The 23123-nt window shown below is 63.5% G+C and carries 21 protein-coding genes and 1 pseudogene; 9 read left to right on the top strand and 13 right to left on the bottom strand.

Annotated features, from left to right (window positions below):
* The 4 genes and pseudogenes from MOV74_RS09655 to MOV74_RS09640 all read right to left on the bottom strand — a co-directional run.
* Positions 1 to 184 (bottom strand): annotated as a pseudogene (locus MOV74_RS09655) (acyl-CoA synthetase); the annotation flags it as partial.
* A gap of 23 nt (positions 185 to 207) precedes the next feature.
* Entirely contained in the window at positions 208 to 2097 is a 1890-nt protein-coding gene (locus tag MOV74_RS09650; RefSeq protein ID WP_246920759.1) for a TRAP transporter large permease subunit, read from the bottom strand.
* A 30-nt stretch (positions 2098 to 2127) separates the two neighbouring features.
* Entirely contained in the window at positions 2128 to 3147 is a 1020-nt protein-coding gene (locus MOV74_RS09645) for a TRAP transporter substrate-binding protein (RefSeq protein WP_246920757.1), read from the bottom strand.
* A 454-nt stretch (positions 3148 to 3601) separates the two neighbouring features.
* Entirely contained in the window at positions 3602 to 4477 is an 876-nt protein-coding gene (locus MOV74_RS09640; protein WP_246920755.1) for a ferritin family protein, read from the bottom strand.
* Between the two features lie 178 nt (positions 4478 to 4655).
* Here MOV74_RS09640 and MOV74_RS09635 point away from each other — a divergent pair, with 178 nt between their 5' ends.
* From MOV74_RS09635 to MOV74_RS09605, 7 genes are read left to right on the top strand one after another with little or no spacing between them, the layout of a single operon-like run.
* On the top strand, positions 4656 to 6947 hold the full coding sequence (locus MOV74_RS09635) for a NosR/NirI family protein (RefSeq protein ID WP_246920753.1): 2292 nt from the start codon (positions 4656 to 4658) through the stop codon (positions 6945 to 6947).
* Between the two features lie 22 nt (positions 6948 to 6969).
* Positions 6970 to 8916, top strand: coding sequence for a TAT-dependent nitrous-oxide reductase (nosZ, locus tag MOV74_RS09630; protein ID WP_246920751.1), 1947 nt, complete (start codon positions 6970 to 6972; stop codon positions 8914 to 8916).
* 42 nt (positions 8917 to 8958) lie between these two features.
* A complete protein-coding gene (locus MOV74_RS09625) occupies positions 8959 to 10299 on the top strand; it encodes a nitrous oxide reductase family maturation protein NosD (protein ID WP_249796680.1) in 1341 nt (446 codons plus the stop codon).
* Positions 10296 to 11216 (top strand): ABC transporter ATP-binding protein, encoded by a 921-nt coding sequence (locus MOV74_RS09620; protein ID WP_246920746.1) that lies wholly within the window; start codon positions 10296 to 10298, stop codon positions 11214 to 11216. Before MOV74_RS09625 ends, MOV74_RS09620 begins: the two co-directional genes overlap by 4 nt.
* Entirely contained in the window at positions 11213 to 12040 is an 828-nt protein-coding gene (locus MOV74_RS09615; RefSeq protein ID WP_246920744.1) for an ABC transporter permease subunit, read from the top strand. The genes MOV74_RS09620 and MOV74_RS09615 overlap by 4 nt, the downstream gene beginning before the upstream one ends.
* Entirely contained in the window at positions 12037 to 12609 is a 573-nt protein-coding gene (locus MOV74_RS09610; RefSeq protein ID WP_246920742.1) for a nitrous oxide reductase accessory protein NosL, read from the top strand. The genes MOV74_RS09615 and MOV74_RS09610 overlap by 4 nt, the downstream gene beginning before the upstream one ends.
* Positions 12606 to 13601, top strand: a complete 996-nt coding sequence (locus MOV74_RS09605; protein ID WP_246920740.1) for an FAD:protein FMN transferase — start codon at positions 12606 to 12608, stop codon at positions 13599 to 13601. Before MOV74_RS09610 ends, MOV74_RS09605 begins: the two co-directional genes overlap by 4 nt.
* Positions 13602 to 13618: 17 nt before the next feature.
* On the opposite strand, the gene MOV74_RS09600 is transcribed toward MOV74_RS09605, so the two are convergent.
* From MOV74_RS09600 to MOV74_RS09575, 6 genes are all read right to left on the bottom strand, one after another.
* The gene (locus tag MOV74_RS09600; RefSeq protein WP_246920738.1) at positions 13619 to 14446 is read right to left on the bottom strand and encodes a hypothetical protein; all 828 of its coding nucleotides are present in this window, start codon (positions 14444 to 14446) and stop codon (positions 13619 to 13621) included.
* A gap of 129 nt (positions 14447 to 14575) precedes the next feature.
* Positions 14576 to 15232 (bottom strand): hypothetical protein, encoded by a 657-nt coding sequence (locus MOV74_RS09595; RefSeq protein ID WP_246920736.1) that lies wholly within the window; start codon positions 15230 to 15232, stop codon positions 14576 to 14578.
* A 15-nt stretch (positions 15233 to 15247) separates the two neighbouring features.
* Positions 15248 to 15742, bottom strand: coding sequence for a type II 3-dehydroquinate dehydratase (gene aroQ, locus MOV74_RS09590; RefSeq protein ID WP_246920734.1), 495 nt, complete (start codon positions 15740 to 15742; stop codon positions 15248 to 15250).
* Positions 15743 to 15774: 32 nt separating this feature from the next.
* Positions 15775 to 17055, bottom strand: coding sequence for a TRAP transporter large permease subunit (locus MOV74_RS09585; protein ID WP_246920731.1), 1281 nt, complete (start codon positions 17053 to 17055; stop codon positions 15775 to 15777).
* Positions 17056 to 17110: 55 nt separating this feature from the next.
* Positions 17111 to 17620 (bottom strand): TRAP transporter small permease, encoded by a 510-nt coding sequence (locus MOV74_RS09580; protein ID WP_246920728.1) that lies wholly within the window; start codon positions 17618 to 17620, stop codon positions 17111 to 17113.
* 75 nt (positions 17621 to 17695) lie between these two features.
* On the bottom strand, positions 17696 to 18712 hold the full coding sequence (locus MOV74_RS09575) for a TRAP transporter substrate-binding protein (protein ID WP_246920725.1): 1017 nt from the start codon (positions 18710 to 18712) through the stop codon (positions 17696 to 17698).
* Positions 18713 to 18937: 225 nt separating this feature from the next.
* Between MOV74_RS09575 and MOV74_RS09570 the strand changes: the two genes are divergently transcribed.
* Together MOV74_RS09570 and MOV74_RS09565 are read left to right on the top strand one after the other, a co-directional pair.
* The gene (locus MOV74_RS09570) at positions 18938 to 19597 is read left to right on the top strand and encodes a GntR family transcriptional regulator (protein WP_246920762.1); all 660 of its coding nucleotides are present in this window, start codon (positions 18938 to 18940) and stop codon (positions 19595 to 19597) included.
* A gap of 56 nt (positions 19598 to 19653) precedes the next feature.
* Positions 19654 to 20544 (top strand): SMP-30/gluconolactonase/LRE family protein, encoded by an 891-nt coding sequence (locus MOV74_RS09565; RefSeq protein ID WP_246920722.1) that lies wholly within the window; start codon positions 19654 to 19656, stop codon positions 20542 to 20544.
* A gap of 2 nt (positions 20545 to 20546) precedes the next feature.
* Here MOV74_RS09565 and fsrB read toward each other — a convergent pair whose 3' ends face one another.
* The 3 genes from fsrB to MOV74_RS09550 all read right to left on the bottom strand — a co-directional run.
* Positions 20547 to 21839, bottom strand: coding sequence for a siderophore utilization protein FsrB (gene fsrB, locus MOV74_RS09560; RefSeq protein WP_246920720.1), 1293 nt, complete (start codon positions 21837 to 21839; stop codon positions 20547 to 20549).
* A 419-nt stretch (positions 21840 to 22258) separates the two neighbouring features.
* A complete protein-coding gene (locus MOV74_RS09555; RefSeq protein ID WP_246920708.1) occupies positions 22259 to 22924 on the bottom strand; it encodes a methionine ABC transporter permease in 666 nt (221 codons plus the stop codon).
* Positions 22914 to 23123, bottom strand: a 210-nt coding sequence (locus tag MOV74_RS09550) for an NIL domain-containing protein (protein ID WP_309486790.1), incomplete at its 5' end; no start/stop codon positions are given. The genes MOV74_RS09550 and MOV74_RS09555, both read right to left, overlap by 11 nt.

Raw genomic sequence — 23123 nt, 5'->3', positions numbered from 1 at the left:
ACGCAAAACGCTTGCAGCGCTCATAGGTCTCAGCCCACGTGAAGCTGCGCCCCTCATAGACCGTGCTGACATGATCGGGATAGACGGCGGCGCTGCGCGCGAGGAAGCTCAACGGGCTCAGCGGCACGTAGTTGGCGGGGGTCTTGTCGAGGCCGATATCGTACTGGTTTAGCTGCTCACTCATCGACGCCCTCCTTAAACCGCGCCTCAAAGGAATCCGATCGAGATCCAGGGGAAGATCGCGACGATGATCAATCCCACCAGCAGTGCCAGCAGATAGCCCCAGATCGGCCGAATGCCCTCGGCCGGATCGACGCGTCCGATGGCGCAGGCGGCATAATAGCCGACGCCGAAGGGCGGGGCGAATAATCCGATGCCCATGGCGAGAATGATCACCATGGCGTAGTGCACCTCGTGCACGCCGACGGCCCGGGCGATCGGAAACAGCAGCGGCCCGAACAGCACGATCGCCGGGATGCCCTCCAGCACGCTGCCGAGGATGGTGAAGGCCAGGATCGAGACGGCGATGAAGGTCGCCGCTCCCCCGGGCAGTCCGGTCATGGCTGCAGCCAGCGAGCGCGAGAAGCCTGATTGCGTCAGGCCCCAGGCCATGCCGGTCGCGGTGCCGATGATCAGGAGGATGGCGCCCGAAAGCGCCGCAGTCTCGACCAGCATCGGGAACAGCCGCTGCCAGTCGAACCGGCGGTAAACGAGGAGGCCAACCAGCGCGCCATAGACGATGCCGATGGTGGAGACCTCGGTCGCGGTCGCGATGCCCTCGACCACGGCGTACCGGATCACGAAGGGCAGTGCGAGCGCGGGCAGGGCGACGACGAAGGTCTTGCCAATCTCACCACCCGTGGCCCGGCGGACGTGGCTCATGTCCTCGTGGCGGTAGCGCCACCATACCAGCATGCACAGCGTGATCGCGAGCACGACGCCGGGCAGGAGGCCGCCGGTGAACAGCGCCGCGATCGAGACGCCCGTCACCGATCCGATCGTGATCAGCACCAGGCTCGGCGGAATGGTCTCGGTCTGGGCGCCCGTGGCCGCCAGCAGCGCGACGAGATCGCCGGGCTTGGCGCCGCGCTGTTTCATCTCCGGAAACAGCACGGGCGCGACGGCCGCCATGTCGGCGGCCTTGGCGCCGGAAATGCCGGAGACCAGATACATCGCGCCGACCAGCACGTAATGCAGGCCGCCGCGGACATGGCCGAGCAGGCTGGCCAGGAACGCCACCATGGCCCGCGCCATGCCGGTCATCTCGATCAGGAGCCCCAGGAACACGAACAGCGGCACCGAGAGCAGGATGAGGTGGCTCATGCCCTCGTCCATCCGCCCGACCAGCACCATGACGGGCGTCCGCGTGGTGAGCGCGAGATAGCCGAAGATCGCGAGGCCAAAGCCGAACGCAATGGGAACGCCGGCAAAGACGCAGAAGCCGGCGACGCCGACGAAGAAGATGACGAGGTTGAGATTGCCGAGCGGCCGCAGCAACGGCTCCGCCAGCCAGAACAGGCCGACCAGGACGGCAACCGATAGTACCGCGGATGCAACCATCCGGTAATCGGCCGCGCGCAGCAGCCGCAGCAAGGCAAAGGCGGCCATCAAGGCAATGCCGGCCGGCAGCGCGGCAGCGCGCCACATATTCGAGATCTGCAGCGCCGGCGTCGTGATGTAGCTTTCCTCGTAGGCATAATCGCCGGACGGCCAGATGATCAGCGCCAGGAACGCCAGCGCCGCGGAGGTCGCGACCAGATCGAGATAGGCCCGCATCGCCGGACCGGCACTCGCGACGATCGCGGTCATGCGCATGTGCTCGGAGCGGCGGAACGCAACCGCCGCGCCCAGCATGGCAAGCCACAGGAACAGGATCGAAGCGAGCTCGTCCGACCAGATCAGCGGACGGTGCAGACCGTAGCGCGCGACCACGCCGGCAAACAGGATCACGATCTCGGCGACGACAAGGATCGCCGCCGGGATTTCGACGACGAGACCGAGCACGCGCTCGATCGAAGTCAGCAGCGAAAGTCGGCGAGGGGACTGAACAGCCGCCTCGCCCGCCACCTCGATCACCTCGATCTCGGCATGAGCCATCCTGATACGAACCTCGGCGGCCCCGACGCGCTACGACAGCTTGCCGACGGCCTTTTCCAGGAGATCCCAGGCCTGGTCGCCATATTTGCCCTTCCATTCCGCATAGAAGCCCGCAGACCGCAGCTTGTCGCGGAACGGCGCCACGGTCGGCTGATTGAAGGTCAGGCCCTTGGTCGCGAGCTCCTGCTGCAGGTTGGCATTGAGCTTGGCGGTATCGGCGCGCTCGTTGACCGCGGCGGCGTTGATGTTCTTGGCGACGATGGTGCGCACGTCCTGGGGCAGCTTTTCCCAGGCTCTGCGGTTGGCCAGGAACCAGAAGCCGTCCCACATGTGGTTGGTCAGCGAGCAGTACTTTTGTACCTCGTAGAGCTTGGCGGTCGAGATGATCGCCAGCGGGTTCTCCTGGCCTTCGACGATCTTGGTCTGGAGCGCCGAATAGACCTCGCTGAAATTGATCGAGGCGGGCGCCGCATCGAACGCCTTGAACATCGAGGTCCACAGCGGCGACACCGGCACGCGGATCTTTAAGCCCTTGAGGTCGTCAGGACCGGTGATCGGCTTGCTCGACGATGTGGTCTGGCGGAAGCCGTTGTCCCAGATCTTGTCCATGACCTCGAGGCCGGCCTTCTTGATCTCGCCGCGGACATGGGCGCCGAGATCGCCGTCCATGGCCTTCCAGACCGTGTCGTAGTCCGGGAACGCGAAGCCGATGCCGTTGATGGACGCGGCCGGCACCAGGGTCGACAGGATCAGGCCGGACAGCGTGAAGAACTCGACGCCGCCGGAGCGGATCTGGCTCAGCATGTCGGTGTCGGACCCGAGCTGGTTGTTCGGGAAGATCTGGAGATCGAACTTGCCGTTCGTCTCGCTCTTGATCGCCGCAGCCATCTCTTTGGCGCGGACGTTCAGCGGATGGGTGTCGGGCAGGTTGTTGGCGTATTTGTAGGTGAACTCGGCGCTCTGCGCGCGGGCCACATGGGGCGCACCGATGCCGCCCAGGACCGCGGTCGCGGCGGAGGCCTTGAGAAGCGTGCGTCGGGAAAAGCTCATGGGTCTGCTTCCTCGGAAGGTTTGTTGTTGTTCTGAGATGCAAACCTATACGGACGGAAGGTCAGAAGGTCATCTGCGATCTCGCGAGGCCTCGCTTATTGCAGCCGGACAAGGTCACGGCAATATCGGCTTTCGGAGACATCGAGCCGATTCAAAATCTGAAAAACAACCCCATGCACAGTAGCCCGCAAGAGCCGAGGTGATGGTCGAGGCGCAGACCGAAATGGGGCCCGGGCGAAGGTGCGATGACAGGAATTCCGTCTAAATAACTGATCTCATTGTATATAAAGATATTCCATAATATACCTTATGCGAATCACGGATTGGGCGGTCACGGGGCGGCCAGCCGATCGGATCTGCTTGCTTCGAAGGACCTGTGACCACTGCACTGCCCCGGCACAGCCGCGTCATGCGACTCGCAGGCATGGAAGTTCTGACGGCTGCCGCAAGCATGTCAGTCCGCTGAAAGCGATCGCAGCCAGGCCAGTCTGGAGATCGCTCGCTCCGCAAGTTGCTGTAGAGTTTCGAGCTGGGCCGCATCGCTCGACCGCTCGGCGCCATCGAGGTAACCGTCGACGAGGGCCTCGGCGACCTCCAGTGGGTCTTTTCGCTCCATGGCTGCCGGAAAGCTCCCAAGGCCCGTGGCGGCGTCGGCCATCTCGATCGTCTGTTGGCGGATGTCCCGGGTCCGGGCCGCGGCTGGCCCTTTCAGGCGTTGTTCCATTTCGCCGAGCTGCGCAACCAGGCGCAGCTCGAGCTGTCGCGCATCGATTTGCCGCAGCGGCATATCCGACGCGTCGGCGCTGCTCCGTTCGTGCTCGTGATGATAGGCACGGCGCCTCTCCTTCCGTAGCGTGGCAACGTGGCCGAGTTCTTCCCTTGCCATCGCCTCGGACGCCTTCTTGATTTCGGGATCATGCGAGTAGGCAGCCAGATAGGACCAGAAGGCGAAGGCGCGTTCCTCGTTGCGGACCGCCATGGCGAGCGCGCGGTATGGCGTCATCAAACGCGATGTCTTCACCTCGGCGGCAGCTTCCGGGGCGAGGGTTTCCGGCGCCTCCCAGCGTACCAGGGCGGGATCTGGCGTCTTGCCGCGACGTGATTGCGACCACCGCGTGACGCTGTCGACGTGCTCGCGCTCGGCGGCGGCGAGTTTGGTGAACACGTCCGCGAGATCATGCTTACCCTGCCCGCGCATATCTTCAGTAAGAGCATCATACCTATTAGCTGCCTCCTGCTCCATTGCATGCGCTAGCGCAAAGAGTTCGTCGAGAGACTCCAATACACCGGCAGGCTCAGCACTAAGCAATGAAGTGCGTAGGAATGACATACCAAGGACTCCAAATGCAGATTTCTGATCTGATTCCGCGCGAACACAAATCTCACCAGCGGGGTTGACAGAGTCAGTCGCACGCGATGAGTGTTGCACGTCAGCGGCGACAAATCATCGACGAAGAATGTCAGGCACGCGCGACCTAATTGGTTGCTCAGATCGCATTTGAATCGACATGTTGAAGCGACCGGATGACGATACCGCCTTCGTAAGGCGTGCAGCACTCGCGCTCGCCGGCTTGCTGCTGTTGTGTCTGACATATATTTCACCTGCCTGCGCCGGTGACTTACCGACATACCTGCCAAAAATCGCACCTGCGGATTTCTTCCCGGGAGCTGATCGCTTCGGCCCGCCTCAGGGTGATCCGCCGATCGTGCCGGTCTATCGCGGCGACCAGCTCGAGGGCTTTGTTTTCCTCAACTCCGATTTCGCGAATTCGGTCGGTTACTCCGGCAAAGCGATTCATCTGCTTGCCGGCATCGACCCGAAGGGTGTGATCACCGGCATCAAGCTGGTCGATCACAAGGAGCCGATCGTGCTGGTCGGCATTCCGGAAGCCCGCATCGTCGCCGCCGTGAACTCCCTGATCGGCAAGGACATGAAGCCTGTCGCAAGTGGTGCCGAGAAGCCACCGCAGGTCGACATCGTGAGCGGCGCGACCGTCACCGTATTGGTGATGGGCGACAGTATCGTTCGCGCGGCATCCAAGCTCATCCGTAGCGGTCGCGTCGGTGGCGGCGACGGCGCTGCGGCTTCGGCAGCCCTCCCCCCTGTCGTCAAGACGCTCGATCTCCAACACAGCGAAGTGCGCGACTGGGAGAGCCTCGCCGGCGACGGCTCGATACGCCGGCTTCATCTTGGCATCGGCGACATCAACGAAGCCTTTGCAAAGTCGGGCAGCGCGGCGGCGGCGCAGTACCCCGAACCGGGTGACGCCAGCGACACCTTCATCGACCTCTACGTGGCGCTCGTGACCGCGCCCACGATCGGCCGCAGCCTGCTCGGCGACGACGGCTATCAGCGGCTGAAGGAGAGCCTCAAGCCCGGGCAGCAGGCGATCGTCGTCGCCGGCAACGGTCCCTACTCCTTCAAGGGTTCGGCCTACGTCCGCGGCGGCATCTTCGATCGCATCGAGATCCTTCAGGAAGGCAACAGCACACGCTTCCGCGATCGCAACCATACCAGGCTTGGAGCACTGGACGCTGTTGGCGCGCCCGAGTTCAGGGAAATTGGCCTGTTCGTCACCCCTCCCGAGTTCACCCTGGACCCGACGCAGCCGTGGCAGATTCAGCTGCTGGTGCAGCGGAGCCTCGGCGGCCGCGACAAGGCATTCCTGACCTTCGATCTCGGCTACGCCCTGCCCGACGGCTACATACGGCGCGAGCAGCGAACCGTGACGGTGCCGGAGAACGCTGCGCCTCCGGCCTCGCATGCAAAAGCTTCGGCCACTCCACCCGCCGAGGCAGACGAGCCTCTTTGGGTGCGGATCTGGCAATCGAGCACGGTTTCGATCGGCATCACCGCGTTCATGCTGGCCGCCCTCACCGGCATCTTCTTCTTCCAGAATCTGCTTGTGCGCCGACCGGTGCTATATACTTGGGTGCGGCGAGGCTATCTCGCCTTCGTTCTGGTCTGGCTCGGCTGGTACGCAAACGCGCAGCTTTCCGTCGTCAACGTCGTCACCTTTACCAATGCGCTGGTGACTGGCTTCCGTTGGGAATTCTTCCTCGCCGCTCCGCTGATCTTCATTCTGTGGGCCGCGACGGCCGGCGGGCTTCTGTTCTGGGGACGAGGCCCGTTCTGCGGCTGGCTGTGTCCCTTTGGCGCGCTTCAGGAGCTCACCAACACGGCCGCGAAATGGCTGAAGGTGCCGCAGATCACGGTGCCGTGGGGACTCCACGAACGGCTGTGGCCGATCAAGTACATCATATTCCTCGGCCTGTTCGGCCTGTCGCTCTATTCGGTCGACATGGCCGAGCGGTTTGCCGAGGTCGAACCGTTCAAGACCGCGATCATCCTGAAGTTCTCGCGAAGCTGGCCGTTCGTGGCCTACGCAGGCGCCCTTCTCGTCATCGGCCTCTTCATCGAGCGCTTCTTCTGCCGCTACCTCTGCCCGCTCGGCGCCGCACTCGCGATCCCCGGCCGCATCAGGACGTTTGAATGGCTGCGCCGTTGGGAAGAATGCGGCTCGCCTTGTCAGCGGTGCTCCAAGGAATGCCCGGTGCAGTCGATCCATCCCGAGGGTCACATCAACGTCAATGAGTGCATCTACTGCATGCACTGCCAGGAACTCTATTACGACGATCACCGCTGCCCGCACATGATCCAGGTGCGGCTCAAGCGCGAGAAGTTCGCGGCCATGTCTTCGCCCGCAATGCGCTCAGGCGGCAAGGGTCCCGCGACCGTCATCACGGCCGGTGGCAAGCCTGTCGGCGCGTCACCCGCCATCTCTCCACCACCTAACTGAACCGAAAGCCGAGGAGGCAATCATGAGCGAGAACAAACAGGCAAAGGGCGTCAGCCGACGAACAGTCCTGGGAACGACGGCCGCCGCGGCGGGCGTGGGCCTTGCCGGCGGAGTCGCGATCAAGGACGGCGGCTTCGTCTCGTCTGCGGACGCGCAGACCAAGAATGCCGCTCCGAAGGCGCCCGCGGCCCGGCCGGCCGTGCAGAAGACCGAGGTCGCGCCGGGAGAGCTCGACGAATATTACGTGTTCTTCTCCAGCGGCCAGTCCGGCGAGATGCGGATCATCGGCCTTCCGTCGATGCGCGAGCTGATGCGCGTCCCGGTCTTCAACCGCTGCAGCGCGACCGGCTGGGGCCAGACCAATGAAAGCATCAAGGTCTTGACCGAAGGCATGCAGCCCGCGACCCGCGAATTCCTCAAGAACCGCGGCGGTACGTTCTTGAACGGCGACCTCCACCACCCGCATATTTCCTTCACGGACGGCACCTATGACGGTCGCTATGCCTTCATGAACGACAAGGCCAATAGCCGCGTCGCGCGCGTGCGGCTCGACATCATGAAGTGCGACAAGATCATCGAATTGCCGAACCAGCACACGGTGCACGGCCTGCGCCTGCAGAAATATCCGCGCACGGGCTATGTCTTCGCCAACGGCGAGGACGCCGTGCCGCTGCCAAACGACGGCAAGGTCCTCGACGATCCCAAGCAGTATCACTCCATCTTCAGTGCGATCGACGGCGACACGATGAAGGTGGCCTGGCAGGTGATCGTCAGCGGCAACCTCGACAATGTCGATGCCGACTACCAGGGCAAATACTGCTTCGCGACCTGCTACAACGGTGAGGAAGGCGTCACTCTGGCGGAGATGACCGCCAGCGAACAGGACTGGGTCGTCATCTTCAACATCAAGCGGATCGAAGAGGCCGTGAAGAAGGGCGACTTCAAGGAAATGAACGGCGTGCCCGTGATCGACGGACGCAAGGGCTCGGCCTACACCCGCTACGTGCCGGTCTCGAACAATCCGCACGGCATGAACACCGCACCCGACGGCATCCACATCGTGGCAGCCGGAAAGCTTTCACCCACCGTGACTGTGATGGACGTCCGCAAATTCGACGATCTGTTCGACGACAAGATCAAGCCGCGCGACGTCGTGGTCGCAGAGCCCGAACTGGGCCTCGGCCCGTTGCACACCGCCTATGACGGCAAGGGCAACGCCTACACCACGCTGTTCCTCGACAGCCAGGTCTGCAAGTGGAGCATCGATCTCGCCAAGCGGGCCTTCCAGGGTGAGAAGGTCAATCCCATCCTTCAGAAGCTCGACGTGCATTATCAGCCGGGTCACAACCACACGTCCATGGGCCAGACCAAGGAGGCGGATGGCAAATGGCTCATCTCGCTGAACAAGTTCTCAAAGGACCGCTTCCTGAACGTCGGGCCTCTCAAGCCCGAGAACGATCAGCTGATCGACATTTCGGGCGACCAGATGAAGCTGGTGCATGACGGCCCGAGCTTCGCCGAGCCGCATGACGCGACGATCGTGCACCGGTCCAAGATCAACCCGATCTCGATCTATGACCGCGCGGATCCGATGTTTGCGGATGCGGTCAAGCAGGCCAAGGCGGACGGCATCAATCTGGAAGCGGATTCGAAGGTCATACGCGATGGCAACAAGGTGCGCGTGTACATGACGTCGACCGCGCCGGCCTATGGACTCGAGCAGTTCCAGATCAAGCAAGGCGACGAGGTCACCGTCTTCATCACCAATATCGATGCGGTCGAAGACCTGACGCACGGCTTCTGTATCGTCAACTACGGCATCAACATGGAAATCGGGCCGATGGCCACCTCGTCGGTGACCTTCACCGCCGACAAGCCCGGCGTCTATTGGTACTACTGCTCCTGGTTCTGCCACGCCATGCACATGGAGATGAAAGGCCGGATGTTCGTCGAACCCAAGTCGGTTTGAAGGCGGTCTGATCGGAGCGACCTCGTGGGTCCATTGCTACGCATGTTTCCGGCGGCGCTGGTCGCCGCCGGATTGTCTGGCTTCGCCGATGCGGAGACGTTGACGGCTGTGCCCGGGCAGCCGCTGCAATCGGTGCTGGATGTCGCGCGCGCTGGCGACGTCATCGAGCTCGCTCCCGGGGAATATCACGGTTCGATCCGCATCGAACGCCCCCTCGAGCTGGTTGGGAGTCGAGGCGCGGTGCTGGACGGCGACGGCGCCGACAACGTCATCACCGTCAGCGCACCCGACGTCACCGTCCGTGGCGTGACCATCCGGGCGTCCGGCCGCGATCTGCAGGCGATGAATTCGGGGATCTTCCTGCAGAAGACGGCCGAGCGTGCCAAGATCGAGGGCAACCGGCTGGTGGGAAACCTGTTCGGCGTCTACGTGCATGGCGCCCGGGGCTCGCGGGTCGTCCGCAACGAGATCGAGGGACTGCGCGGCGGGCGCCTCAGCGAGGCCGGCAACGGCATTTCCATCTGGAATGCGCCCGACGTCACCATCGCGGATAACACGTTTCGCTACGGCCGCGACGGCATCTTCTCGATCTCCAGCAGCAAGGACCGCTTCGTCAACAATCGCTTCGAGCAGGTTCGCTTCGCAGTCCACTACATGTACACCAACGACAGCGAAATCAGCGGCAACGTTTCGATCGGCAACCATGTCGGTTACGCCATCATGTATTCGAACCGCCTGGTGATCCGCGGCAACTCCTCCGATCACGATCGCGACTATGGATTTCTCTTCAACTACGCGAACTATGCCCAGATCGAGGACAACCGGGTCACGGGCGGCCCGCTGAACTCGAGGCTGCAGAGCGCGCAAGACAGCGCCGACGACGAGCGAGGCATGCTTCCGCAACAGAAGCGGGAGAGCACTCTCAGGTCCGGCCCGGAGAAATGCGTGTTCATCTACAACACCAATCACAACAAATTCCGCAACAACTGGTTCGAGCGCTGCGCCATCGGCGTGCACTTCACGGCCGGCTCCGAAGGCAACGAAATCACGGGCAACGCCTTCGTCAGCAATGCCAACCAGGTCAAATATGTCGGCACCCGCCACCTCGACTGGTCGATCGGGGGTCGCGGCAACTACTGGAGCGACAATCCGGCATTCGACCTGAACGGGGACGGAATCGCCGACACGGCGTACCGGCCGAATGATCTCATCGATCGCGTGCTGTGGACCGCGCCCGCCGCGAAGGTCCTGATCAACAGCCCCGCCGTCCAGGTGATCCGCTGGGCGCAGGCACAGTTTCCCGCATTGCTCCCGGGCGGCGTAGTCGACAGCCGTCCGCTGGTGTCGCCGCCGCAGCGCGCTGCGCAGAAGGAAGCGCGATGACCGGCACGGTCCGCATCAGCGACGTCACCAAAACGTTCGGCCAGGTCAAGGCCGTGCGCGATGCTTCGTTCACGCTTGATCAAGGCGAGCTGGTCGCCTTGATCGGCCACAATGGCGCCGGCAAGACCACGCTCATGAAGCTCATGCTCGGGTTGATCCGGCCGACCAGCGGCTCGATCGAGGTTCTCGGAGACAATCCCGCCGCCGGCGAATTCGCAGGCCGCCGACAGCTCGGCTACTTGCCGGAAAACGTCTCCTTCGACCCTGCCCTGACCGGCCGCGAGACGCAGGCCTTCTACGCTCGGCTGAAGCGAGAGCCGGTTGCCAAGGCGCTGGAGCTGCTCGACGCCGTCGGACTGGGAGCCGCCAGCCGCCGCCGGGTCAACACCTATTCGAAGGGCATGCGTCAACGGCTGGGGCTCGCGCAAGCGCTGCTTGGCCAGCCGCGCGTGCTGCTGCTGGACGAGCCGACCACCGGTCTCGATCCGGAATTGCGCCAGACCTTCTACGACATCATCGCGCGGCTCGCGGCCGGCGGCGCGACCGTGCTGTTGTCGTCGCATGCGCTGACCGAGCTCGAGGAGCGCGCCGGCCGGGTCATCATCATGAATCGCGGCATCAAGGTCGCGGACGGATCGATCGACGAGCTGCGTCGTCTCGCCCGGCTGCCCACCAGGATCCGTCTCAAGGTGGCTGGCCTCGCACCGCACGAGATGCCGGGCTGGGCTCCCCAGGACGCGACCTGCCGCCGTCTGAACGGCCACATCGTCGAGATCGACGCCGCACCGGAGCGGAAGATCGAGCTTCTGCATCGCGCGACGGCCGCCGGCAATTCCGTCGAGGACGTCGACGTGGTCCCGCCGACCCTCGACGAGCTCTATGCTCATTTCCTCCGGCAATCGGAGCAGGCGCCATGAACGTCCTGATTATCGCAGCCAAGGAAGTCCATCAGGCCATCCGCAACCGCTGGGTGCTTGCCGCAACGCTCCTGCTCGCCGGGCTTGCCCTGTCCTTGAGCTTTCTCGGCAGCGCGCCAACCGGGAATGTGGGCGTTCGCACGCTGGACGTGGTCATCGTCAGCCTGTCGAGCCTGACGATCTTTCTCGTTCCGCTCATCGCGCTTCTGATCTCCCACGACGCCATCGTCGGCGAGATGGAGCGCGGGACGATGCTGTTGCTGCTGAGCTATCCCGTCGCGCGATGGCAGGTGCTGCTCGGCAAGTTCCTGGGCCACCTCGCCGTCCTCGCCTTTGCGACCTGCCTCGGCTACGGCGCGGCGGTGGGAGCGCTGGCGGCGACAGGGAGCCAGATTGATGGCGACAGTTTCCTGGCGTTCGCGGCGATGGTGGGCTCCTCGGTTCTGCTCGGCGCCGCTTTCGTCGCGATTGGATATCTGGTCAGCGCGCTCGTGCGCGATCGCGGAACGGCCGCCGGCATCTGCATCGGATTATGGCTGCTGCTGGTCCTGATCTACGACATGGCGCTGCTGGGCGTGCTCGCGCTCGACCAGGGACGCAGCATCTCGGCGGCCGCGCTCAACGCCATGCTGCTGGCGAACCCGACCGACGCCTACCGGCTGATCAACCTGACCGGATTCGCCAATGTCAGCACCTTTGCCGGCATGGCCGGCCTTGCCCAAAGCACGTCCCTCACCATACCTATCCTGCTGACCGCCCTGCTCGGCTGGACGCTGCTGCCGCTGGCGCTGGCCGCGCTCGCCTTCTCGCGGAGGGAGCTATGAGGCGCCGAACGATACTCTTGGCCTTGCTGGTGCCGCTCGCGCTCGCGGGCTGCAACGAGAAGCAGGCCGCGAAGATCCCGTCGCCGCATCGGATGACCGCGGAGGACATCGGCCATTACTGCGGCATGAACGTGCTCGAGCACCCCGGACCGAAGGGCCACATCTTCGCCGCCAGCCTCATGGAGCCTGTCTGGTTCTCGTCGGTGCGGGACACAATCGCCTTCACCATGCTGCCGGACGAGCCCAAAGACATTCAGGCGATCTACGTGTCCGACATGGGCAAAGCGCCCGACTGGGGCAAGCCGGGCGCCGACAACTGGATCGAGGCGCGCAAGGCGCTGTTCGTGATCGAGAGCCGGGTCAAGAGCGGCATGGGCGGAGACGAGGCCGTTCCGTTCTCGGACCGGGCGGCAGCAGAGACATTCGCCGGTGCAAACGGGGGCAGGATCGTCGGCTTCGACGAGGTGCCTCGGGACTATGTCTTGAGCTCGGCGAATGTCACCGGCGCCGCGGCGGCCGACGAAGCAACCGAAGTCTCGCCGGGCGACCGGTCGAGGAGGACGCCATGACGCGAACCCTGACGCGCCGACGCTTCATCCATATCAGCGCCGCGGCGGCCGGCCTCGGCGCGCTATCTGCAGGACATCCCGCTCGTGCAGAGGTCGCGCCGGTGACGTGGCGTGGCACGATGCTGGGCGCGCTGGCGACGATGGAGATCCACGACGAAGACCGCAGCCGTGCGGAGCGACTGATATCGCTGGCGTGCGCCGAGGCGCGGCGGCTCGAGCGGCTGTTCAGTCTTTATCTCAACGACTCCGCCCTGGTCGCGCTGAACCGGACGGGTATCCTGATTGATCCCGCCGCCGAAATGGTCGATCTGCTCTCGACCTCGCAGCACTATTCCACGCTGACCGGCGGCCTGTTCGATGTCACGGTGCAACCGCTGTGGGAGCTCTATGCCAGCCACTTCGGGCGAGACGACGCGGATCCGGCCGGTCCGGGGGCAGCCGAGATCCGGGCAGCGACGGCGCGCGTCGGCAGCCGCCGGCTGTCGATCAGCCGCGAGCGGATCGTGATGCCCAAGGGCATGGCCGTCACCCTGAACGGCATCGCGCAAGGCTATGTCACGGACAAGGTGGTCGAGCTGCTGCGGGTGCACGGCATCTCCCGCAGCCTGGTCGACATGGGCGAGGCCCGGGCGATCGGCTCGCGTCCGGACGGACGCCCCTGGGAAATCGGCATCGCCGATCCTGAGATCGTGGGCCAGACGAAAACGGTGCTGCCGATCGTCGACCGCGCAGTGTCGACTTCGGGCGGCTACGGCTTCCAGTTCGATTCCAGGGCGCGCTTCAACCACCTGTTCGATCCCCGATCAGGCGGCTGTGCCCTGCGCTATCGCAGCGTGACGACCGTGGCCCGCAGCGCGACCACCGCGGACGCATTCTCGACGGCGTTCAGCCTGATGCCGGAAGACGAGATTCGATCATTATTGCCGCGTGTCGACATCGACCGCGTGCATCTGATCGATGAGGCCGGCAAATCGGTCGAACTCTCGGCATAGTCTGCCTATTTCGCGCGTTAACGCAGCGGCAGCAGATCCAGTTGGCTCTGCGCCTTCTTGACGGCGGCCGCGAACCAGCTTTGGCGCGGCGCTTCCCTGGCGAAGCATTTTGTGTAGGCGTCCATTGCCTGGTCTTCCCGGGCCATGTCGCCGCGCGGGTCCTTCTTGTTGATGGGCTTCGCCATCATTTGCTTCCACACGCGCTCGCAGGCCGGGATTTCGGCCGTCTTCACGGCGTCGCTCGTGGCGATAAAGAACACCTTGTCGCCCTTTGTCGCGACGACGTCGATTTCATCCGGCGCTCCCTTGAGCCCACCATTGCCGCGCACGCCGAGCACGGCGACCGCGGCACTCGCGGAGGGGGGCTTTGAGATAGGCAGCTCCGCATATTTGGCGAAGGCGGCGTCCTGGATCGCATGATAGTAGAAGCGGTCGGACTTGAACGCTGCGCCGCTTTCCTGCGGCATGCCGTCCTCGCGATGCTCGCGCAGCCAGTGCGTGAGAAGCGTGCTCGTGGTCACCACGGCTTGCGTCTTGTAGCCTTCCGAAGCGAAACTGAGCCCGTCGAGATGGCCGAAGCCGATGTCACTCCGAAAGAGCGTATCGACGTTCGACTTGCCGTCGGCTGGAAGCCCCTTGATCGTGACCGGTCCCACCAGGCCGCGCAGCACGCCTGCCAGCTCCTTCAGCGCGGCCTCATGCTGCTTGTAGATCTCGTCGCTCTCCTTGGCTTTCGAGAATTTCTCGATGTAGCGATCGCGCAGGTCGAGATAGTGCTGCTGGGGCGTGGCTGCATGGACGGGCGTCGCCAGGACGAGCAGGCTGAGCAAGGCAAGCGATTTCATTCGATGTCCGCGGGCTGGGAAGCCGTTTCCAGTCTTTGGTGCATGTGTAGAGCGGGAAGGTTCATCGGCCTGCACAGGTTTGCGCCGCTTGGCTGTTGGAGCCGTGCTCCCTCTAGCGGAAAATTGCCCTCAAACGAAGTCCGCGATGCGGGCGTCGAGCGCGAACATGCTCTGATAAATCTCCGGCTCGCTCGCGTGGTCCATGACGTCAGGTGCAATCTCCCCGGCCTTTTGAAGAGCGGCTTGCAAAGACGTCACGTCCAGCGCCTCGATCAGCAAAAGCCCTGCGAAAAATCCCTCGTTCTTCCGCATGCCCTTCTCCGCTGTCGGCACCGAGGTCCGCGCCTGATCGGTCGCGCCGATCTGTACGGCGGCGACCCCGTCGCAGGCGACGAGCGCCTGAGCCATTCCTTGCGGATCTCCAGGCAGCTTCTCGATCCGCAGGGCCATGATCGTTGCCCCCTCGCCCCTCCCCGCACGCGCGACCATAACGCCCCCGCCCCGCATGAAACTGCCGAGTTTCGGCATGATGCGCTGCGACCACGGCGTCGGCGCGTTGAGGCGCGCCAGATAGGCTTCGCCATCGAGAACCTCGGGCGCTTCCAGCTCGTACAGGATGAAGAAGCGGTTGATGTCGGCTCTTGCGGCGCGAAAGACACGGACGGCCAGGAACCCCCTGGTCGTCACGCGCTCGGTGGTGTGCTCGCGCGTCAGCCAGTGCCGGTAATCAGTCAGATCGTGCGCCGCGACGTCGCTCCAGATGGCGAGAAATCCAGCTCCGCGCATTCCGCTCTCCCCTGCTCAGGTCTTGCCGGCGGCCGCGAGTCCGTGAAGCGCGGCCGGGATCGTATCGGGCAATTGGCCGATCCGCTGGACAGCCGCCAGCATCGCGGCGAGATAGCCGTATGGGCCCAGACCGCAAATGACCGCCGTGCAGGCGCTCGAGGTGACCGAGTGGCGGTGAAGCTCGTCGCGCGTATGGATGTTCGAGATATGGACCTCGATCTTCGGTCCCTCGAAGATCTTCAGCGCATCGATCAGCGCGATCGAGGTAAAGGAATAGGCCGCGGGGTTTATGATGATCGCATCCGCCTTGCCATGAGCGGATTGGACGAGGTTGACGAGCTCGCCTTCCATGTTGGACTGGTGGAACGATATCGAGACACCAAGCTGATCGGCCAAGGCCTGACAGCTGGCCTCGATCTCCTGCAGCGTCGTCGAGCCGTAGATGTGGGGCTCCCGGATGCCGAGGAAGTTGAGATTGGGTCCATTGAGGATCATGATCCGTGCGGTCATTTTCGTTCCTCGTGTCCTTTGCAAATGCGCGACTAACCACCAAACCACTTCGCCGGGATCGTCACCAGTCCGGGGAATAGCACCATCGCGAACAGGACGATCAATTGCGCGATCATGAAGGGCCAGACACCCTTGATGATGTCCTCCATGCTGATCTTGGAGACGCCGCAGACGACGTTGAGCACGATGCCGACCGGCGGCGTGATCAGGCCGATGGAATTGTTGATGATGAAGAGCACGCCGAAATAGACAGGGTCGATGTGCGCGGCCTTGATGATCGGCATCAGGATCGGCGTCAGGATCAGGATGGTCGGCGTCATGTCGAGCGCCGTGCCCACGACCACCACCACGACCATGATCGCGAGCATCAGGATCGTGTTGTTGCCCATGAAAGGCTTGAGGAGATCGACGACTTGCGCGGAGATTTCGGACACCGTGATCAGCCAGGACGACACCAGCGCCGCGGCCACGAGGAACATGACGACGCTGGTCGTCACCGCCGACGACACCAGAACCGCATAAACCTGCGACCATTTCAGCTCGCGGTAGACGCAGGTCGCGACGAACAGCGAATAGACCGCGACCACGACGCCGGCTTCGGTCGGCGTGAAGATGCCGAAGCGCAAGCCGACGATGATGATCCCGGGGAGCATTAGCGCCCAGAAGCCGTCGATGATGGCGTGCAGGATCTCACGCAGCGAGGCCCGCGGCGGCGGCGTCAGGTCTTCCTTGCGCACGACCCAATACCAGGCGGCGCAAAGGCCCAACCCGAGCAGCAGGCCAGGGACGATGCCGGCGAGAAACAGCTTTGAGATCGACACGTTGGCGGCGACGCCGAAGATCACGAAGCCGATGCTGGGCGGGATGACCGGGCCGATCACGCCGCCGGCAGCCACGAGACCTGCCGCATAGGTCTTCTTGTGCCCCGCGGCCACCATCATCGGCACCAGCAACGCCGCGAGCGCGGCAGCGTCAGCCGCAGCAGATCCCGAAAGCGACGAGAGGATACAGGCCGCCAGGATGGTCACGTAGCCGAGGCCGCCCCTGAAGTGCCCGACCGCAACGAGGGCGACATTGACGATGCGCTTGGCCAGCCCTCCCTTGTTCATGATCTCGCCGGCTAGCATGAAGAAGGGAATCGCCATCAGCGGAAAGCTGTCCGCGCCGTTGATGACGTTCTGCGCCACGATCTGGGCGTCGAACATGTCGATCGTGCTCATCAGCGCGACGCCGCAGATGAGGAGCGCAAAGGCGATCGGCATGCCCAGCGCCATGGCGCCGAGCAGCGAGAAGGTGAACACGGCGATCGTCATGGCATGATCCGGGTGGCGCGAAGCGGATGCGCAGGCGCGATGGCGGCGGACGGCATCACTGCTCCTCCGATTCCCTGACGGCCACCATGTCCTCCTCGCTCGCCTGCCCGCTGATCACCCGGTACAGGTCGTAGAGAAGGATGATTGCAGTCGAGACGCCGAAGATCACGCCGACCGCATAGAAGATGCCCATCGAAAGTCCCGTGGCCGGCGCCCGATCGTCGATGTTGATAATGGTCTGGCGCCAGCTGCCCGAGAGCAGCAGCCAATCGGCAAACAGCATCAGGCAATAATTGATGACGAAGCAGATGCGCTTGCCGTAAGCCGGCAGCATCCGGACCAGGCTATCGACGCCGAGATGCGCGTGTTCGCGCATCGCGACGATTGCGCCGAGGAAGGTCAACCAGACCAGCAGCCACCGCGACAGTTCCTCGGAGATCGTGATGCCGGAGTTGAAGCCGTAGCGCAGAACGACGTTGCCGAACACCAGCACCACCATGACTGCAAGACACGCGGCAATGACGGCCTTCAGGAACGTGCAATAGAGGTCGAGAGCTCGCGCCATGCGTGACGTCCGGGCAAATCAAGGGCTGGAGCCGGCCAATCGCCGGCTCCGGCGCCTGCGTGACGAGGAAGGCGGCTACTTCACGTCCTTGCGGATGCGCTCGACCTCTTCGTTGAAGAGCTTCACCGTCTCGGCACGAAGGTTGGCCGAGATCTTTTCGACGACGGGTTGAACCGCCTTCCGCATGCGGTCGGTCTCTTCGGGAGCGATCGCATTGTACTGCATGCCCTTGGCCTGCAGCTCCGCCAAAGCTTTTTCGGTCTGAAGGCGCGTCTGCTCCTTCTGGTAACCGCGGCTTTCTTCATAAGCCTCGCGCATCAGGCGCTGCTCGGTCGGGGACAGCTTGTCCCAGAATGCCTTGCTCACCAGAATGATGTTCAGGGTGAAGGTGTGATTTGTGGCGGAAACGTACTTCTGCACTTCGTAGAATTTGTTCGAGAGAATGACCGTGTAGGGATTCTCCTGGCCGTCGACGGTGCGGGTCTCCAGCGCCGAATACAGCTCACCGAACGCCATCGGGACCGGGTTGGCCTTAAAGGCGCTGAAGCTTTCGAGATAAACCGGATTCGGAATGACGCGAAGCTTGAGCCCGCTGAAGTCCTCGAGCTTGGTGATCGGGCGGGTGCTGTTGGTGACGTTGCGGAAGCCCAGACCCCAATAACCGAGGCCCGTCAGCCCCTTCGCCGGCAGCGTGTCGAGCATCGCCTTGCCGAATTTGCCGGTGCCAAGTGCGTCGGCCTGCTCGGTCGAATTGAACAGGAACGGAAAATCGATGAGGCCGAACTCGGGAATGACGGTCGCGAGCGAGGTCGTCGAGGCCGACAGCATCTCCTGGGTGCCGCCGCGCAGCGCGGATTGCTGCTGGAGCTCGTTGCCGAGCTGCGAGGCCGCGAACTCGCGGACCTTCATCTTGCCTCCGCTCTTGGAGAGCAGGATCTCGGCAAACTTCTGCACGCCCATGCTCACGGGGTGATCGGTATTGTTCAGGTGGCCCCACCTGATCGTGCGCTCCTGGATATCCTCGGCAGACGCGCCGACCGTCAGCGCCACGCAGATCGCCGTCGCAGACAGCGCCCGTACCAACAAGCTCATCGCTTCCTCCCCTATGCGAGCGAGCACGAACCGCGGCTTAGGCCGTCTTTCGCGCCCTCTGGTCATTTAGAGAACATACATGAATCTACATGTCAAATGATGATCATGGTTTCATATGATATTTTGCTAGACGTCAGGCATCTTCGGTCTGCTATATTGCTGTCAATATTGATGTTCGGCCTTCCGCACGGAGCGGCGGCGGTGGACAAGCGGGATCGGGAAAGCATGACGGCAGTCGAGGAACGGCCCCTGTCGGCGGGCGACAGCGGCTATCAGCGCATTCGGTCCGACATCATTTTCGGGGTGCTGACACCATCCGGGCGTCTCAGGCTCGACGCCATGAAGGAAGATTACGGCGTCAGCATCAGTACGCTGCGTGAGATCCTCAATCGTCTGACCTCGGAAGGTTTTGTGGTTGCCGAAGGCCAACGTGGATTCGAGGTGGCGCCCATCTCAATCCAGAATCTGCGGGAGCTCGCCGAGCTGCGCATCCTGCTGGAGCACCATGCGATGGCTGAATCGTTCCGCGCCGGCGACGTCGAGTGGGAGGGCCGCGTGGTTTCCGCCCACCACAAGCTGGCGGCCACCGAACGCACCGTCCTCGCCGAGGGCGACGATCCAGAACTCCGCAAGCGCTATGACGGCGAATTTCACCAGGCGCTGATCTCTGCTTGCGGCTCGCGCGAGTTGATGCATACCCATTCGGTCGTGTTCGACAAATACTTCCGCTATGCGCTGCTCTATCGCGGCGCCGAGACGATCAACCAGCACAAGGCCTTGCTGGACTGCGCCCTGAAGCGGGACATCAAGACGGCCAGGGCCGTCCTCACCGACCATATCAATGGCTGCGTCGCGCATGCGCTGTCCTCCTGGAAGAGCAGCTGACTGCCCTTTCCCGCCAGGGAAAATCAAGTTGTCGACGGCTGGAATAGGATTCCTGGATGACCCCGGCTACGATTCCCGCGCATCGGGTTGAGACCGCGGTCGCCAGCGCGGATATTCTGGGCGAAACGCCCTTGTGGTGCGACCGCTCGCGCAAGCTGTGGTGGATCGACATCGACGGCCGGCTTCATCAATCCTTCGATCCGGCGACGGGCGCCCATCACGTCGCCTCCCATGATGGCCAATTCCTCGGCAGCCAGGCCCTGACGGCGGATGGCTCGCACCTGCTCGCGCAGGATCTGCGCCTCTCTCGTCGCGTTTCCGACCAAGCTCCTCCCGCCGAGTTCTGCGAGGTCGAACGCGGCCTGGACAACCGCCTCAACGACGGCCGCGTGGACGCCCGTGGCCGCCTGTGGATCGGCACCATGGACAATCAGTTGCATCGTCCGAACGGCTCGCTGTATCGCGTGACGGGCGACGGTCAGGTGGCCCGCATCTTCGGCGATGTCATCGTCACGAACGGAATTGCGTTCTCGCCTGACAATCGCACGTTCTATTTCACGGACACGCGGCGATACTGCACCTGGATGTTCGACTTCGATGTCGATGACGGCGTGATCCGAAACAGGCGCCTGTTTGCAGACTATAGCGCTTCTCAGGAAAGACCTGACGGCGCGTGCGTCGATGCTGCCGGCGGGCTATGGACGGCTTTCTTTTCCGGCGGCCGGGTCGTGCGGTACCGGCCGGACGGGCGGATCGATACGATTATCCCGATGCCTGTGACCAATCCGACCTGCCTGTGCTTCGGAGGCAGCGATCTCAAGACGCTGTATGTCACGACGGCCAGAAAGTTCCTGGATCAGCGCCAGTTGAGCATCGAGCCTCAGGCCGGGCACGTTCTTGCCATTCACGGCGTCGCGCAGGGCCTGCCGGAACATCGCTTCGTCTAGCCCTACTCCGCCGGCGTCAGTTGCCGCTCATGCAAGCGCATTGCCGCGGTCCCGCGCACGCGGACCCGGGCGCGGCGCTTGCGCCACCAGATCACGACGCCAGTGACCGAGAGCGCGGCCACCACGAGGCCCATGATCGAGATCAGGATGCGGCCGAACAGGCCGACGATCCGTCCCGAATGCAGCGGAAACTGCGCCTGGACGAAGATGTCGGCGGCGGTGCCGACCCAGGGCAGCCGTTCGCCGATCGGGCGGCCATCCTCGCTGTCGTAATAGAGTTGCGCCGGGCCGACGCCGCCGGCGCCGTGATCGTCGCCGGGGTGGAAGAAGGCGGCGGCATAAACGCCATGGGCCGGGCCGTAATTGATCGAGCCGACCGGGATCGTCCACCCTCGCGCCTTGCCGTCGGCCGCCGCACGGATCGCGATGTCGGCGAAGGTGACCTTGGGCTCGATGGGGTTGTCGAGATCGCGATAAGGCCGCTGCTCATAGGGTGTCGGCGTATAATTCGACACCATCTTCATCAGCGGCGAGAACACCTCGAAATAGAGGTTCAGCGAGAACGCGGTGAAGGCGATGACGAACAACAGGCTCCAGGTCCACAGGCTGAAGGCGCGATGGATGTCGAAATTGATCCGGTAGGCGCTACCGGAGGTCTTGATGGTCCAGGCCGGTGCCCAACGCGCCCAGAAGCCGCGCTCGAGCTGGCGCGTGACGGCAGGTGCCCGCGCCGCCTTCGCGCGCCGACGCGAGGGCAGCGTCAGATAGAAGCCGACCAAGCAATCGATGGTCCAGATGATCGCGATCACGCCGAGCACGCGCATGCCCCAGCGATCGCTGCCCCAGAACTCGGGGATGTGCATCGTGTAATGCAGCTTGTAGAGAAACGAGACGAAGTTTTCCCGCGTCACCGGCCACACCGCACCCCAATAGCGCCGGCCCAGCTCCGTACCAGTGTTGGGGTCGAGGAAGATCTGATTGTAGTCGAGCGAGTAACGCTTGCCGGTCGCGGGATCGATCCGCGGCATGACGAAGAACCACAGCGAATGGCCCTCCTCCGGCGTCATGAAGAGGTAGACGACGCGCGCTTGGGGATCGCGCTGCTCGATCATCTTGGCAAGCTCGATCGAGGGGATCGCCGGTCCCTTGCTGGTGACGTCGAACAGATGGCTGTTCAGCACGTCGTCGATCTCGTGATCCCACGAGATGATCGCGCCGGTGATGCCGGAGAAGAACAGGAAGCCGGCCGTGAGCAGTCCCGCCCAGCGATGCAACTTGCCGAATATCGCTCTCATGGCTCGAGTTCCGACTGAGCCTCATGGTTCGCGACGCCCGCTTTGTGCGGGCTCCTCACCACGAGGGACTGCGGTTTGGCCGCGACGAACGAGCTCATCCTGAGGAGCCCGCCGACAGCGGGCGTCTCGAAGCCCCCGGGGAAAACTACCCGCATCTGTCGACGACGCGTGTCGGAACGCGAAGAAAGCTGGAAGTCGATCACGCCTGTCGAGGCCCCACGGCACGGCCGGCTTCGCCGGTATCGTTCTTGATGCCTCGCCCTAACGCAGGCGATTTCGGAGTGCGATAGGAACCGGGTTAGAATTTCTCCAGACGCGTGCGCGGCGCGTGCGACGAATGCGCTCAGTCGTGTCTGTGATTTTGGAATGTTTCCAGACGGACAAGAATTTGCTTGTCCGCTACATTTGGAAAAACCGGCTCAGTGATGCCGCAGCCGGCGGTTGACCCGGCGCGCCAGATAATCGCCGACGCTCTGAACGAGCTGCACCAGCGCGATCAGCACGACGACAACGGCCAGCATCATCTCCGGCATGAAGCGCTGATAGCCGTAGCGGATGCCGAGATCACCCAAGCCCCCGCCGCCGACCGCGCCGACCATTGCGGAATAGCCGAGCAGACTGACCACTGCGAGCGTCAGCGCCAGCAACAGGCCCGGCAGCGCCTCGGGGATCAGCACCTTGAACACGATCTGAAGCGGCGAGGCGCCGAACGAGGACGCGGTCTCGATCAGGCCGCCATCGACCTCGCGGATGGCCGCTTCGACCAGACGCGCGATGAACGGCGCCGACGCAATCGTCAGCGGCACGATCGCCGCACTCGATCCGATCGAGGTGCCGGCAATGAGGCGCGTGAACGGGATGATGGCGACGACCAGGATGATGAACGGCGTGGACCGCGTCGCATTGACGACGATGCCGAGCACGCGATTGACGAGGGGAGCCGCGAACAGCTCGCCTTTCCGGCTGGTTGCGAGGAAGACGCCGAGCGGCAGGCCGAAGGCGGTGCCGAGCAGCGCTGCAATGCCGACCATGTACAGGCTCTCGAAGGTCGCCTGGATGATCAGGTTGATGAGTTCAGGCGACATAGCCGAGACGCTCCGCCGGGAATTGATGTTGAGACAGAAAGGCCAGCGTCCGCGTCACCGCGTCCTCGCCGCTGGACATGTCGAGAGGAATGCCGAGAACGAGCGAGCCCACATGCTGGCCGCCGATCTCGTCGATGCGGGCCGACAGCAGCGCCACGTCGAGGCCGAGTTCGCGGGCGAGCCGCGCGACCAGGGTGTC

It is taken from the genome of Bradyrhizobium sp. SHOUNA76 (genome assembly GCF_023006445.1).
GTDB lineage: Bacteria > Pseudomonadota > Alphaproteobacteria > Rhizobiales > Xanthobacteraceae > Bradyrhizobium.
This window is presented reverse-complemented; position numbering and strand designations above follow the sequence as displayed.

Excerpts from the sequence above, each read along its gene's own strand:
- MOV74_RS09650 (WP_246920759.1), bottom strand. The coding sequence starts at position 2,097 with ATGGCTCATGCCGAGATCGAGGTGATCGAGGTGGCGGGCGAGGCGGCT.
- MOV74_RS09645 (WP_246920757.1), bottom strand. The coding sequence starts at position 3,147 with ATGAGCTTTTCCCGACGCACGCTTCTCAAGGCCTCCGCCGCGACCGCG.
- MOV74_RS09640 (WP_246920755.1), bottom strand. The coding sequence starts at position 4,477 with ATGTCATTCCTACGCACTTCATTGCTTAGTGCTGAGCCTGCCGGTGTA.
- MOV74_RS09635 (WP_246920753.1), top strand. The coding sequence starts at position 4,656 with ATGTTGAAGCGACCGGATGACGATACCGCCTTCGTAAGGCGTGCAGCA.
- nosZ (WP_246920751.1), top strand. The coding sequence starts at position 6,970 with ATGAGCGAGAACAAACAGGCAAAGGGCGTCAGCCGACGAACAGTCCTG.
- MOV74_RS09625 (WP_249796680.1), top strand. The coding sequence starts at position 8,959 with ATGTTTCCGGCGGCGCTGGTCGCCGCCGGATTGTCTGGCTTCGCCGAT.
- MOV74_RS09620 (WP_246920746.1), top strand. The coding sequence starts at position 10,296 with ATGACCGGCACGGTCCGCATCAGCGACGTCACCAAAACGTTCGGCCAG.
- MOV74_RS09615 (WP_246920744.1), top strand. The coding sequence starts at position 11,213 with ATGAACGTCCTGATTATCGCAGCCAAGGAAGTCCATCAGGCCATCCGC.
- MOV74_RS09610 (WP_246920742.1), top strand. The coding sequence starts at position 12,037 with ATGAGGCGCCGAACGATACTCTTGGCCTTGCTGGTGCCGCTCGCGCTC.
- MOV74_RS09605 (WP_246920740.1), top strand. The coding sequence starts at position 12,606 with ATGACGCGAACCCTGACGCGCCGACGCTTCATCCATATCAGCGCCGCG.
- MOV74_RS09600 (WP_246920738.1), bottom strand. The coding sequence starts at position 14,446 with ATGAAATCGCTTGCCTTGCTCAGCCTGCTCGTCCTGGCGACGCCCGTC.
- MOV74_RS09595 (WP_246920736.1), bottom strand. The coding sequence starts at position 15,232 with ATGCGCGGAGCTGGATTTCTCGCCATCTGGAGCGACGTCGCGGCGCAC.
- aroQ (WP_246920734.1), bottom strand. The coding sequence starts at position 15,742 with ATGACCGCACGGATCATGATCCTCAATGGACCCAATCTCAACTTCCTC.
- MOV74_RS09585 (WP_246920731.1), bottom strand. The coding sequence starts at position 17,055 with ATGACGATCGCCGTGTTCACCTTCTCGCTGCTCGGCGCCATGGCGCTG.
- MOV74_RS09580 (WP_246920728.1), bottom strand. The coding sequence starts at position 17,620 with ATGGCGCGAGCTCTCGACCTCTATTGCACGTTCCTGAAGGCCGTCATT.
- MOV74_RS09575 (WP_246920725.1), bottom strand. The coding sequence starts at position 18,712 with ATGAGCTTGTTGGTACGGGCGCTGTCTGCGACGGCGATCTGCGTGGCG.
- MOV74_RS09570 (WP_246920762.1), top strand. The coding sequence starts at position 18,938 with ATGACGGCAGTCGAGGAACGGCCCCTGTCGGCGGGCGACAGCGGCTAT.
- MOV74_RS09565 (WP_246920722.1), top strand. The coding sequence starts at position 19,654 with ATGACCCCGGCTACGATTCCCGCGCATCGGGTTGAGACCGCGGTCGCC.
- fsrB (WP_246920720.1), bottom strand. The coding sequence starts at position 21,839 with ATGAGAGCGATATTCGGCAAGTTGCATCGCTGGGCGGGACTGCTCACG.
- MOV74_RS09555 (WP_246920708.1), bottom strand. The coding sequence starts at position 22,924 with ATGTCGCCTGAACTCATCAACCTGATCATCCAGGCGACCTTCGAGAGC.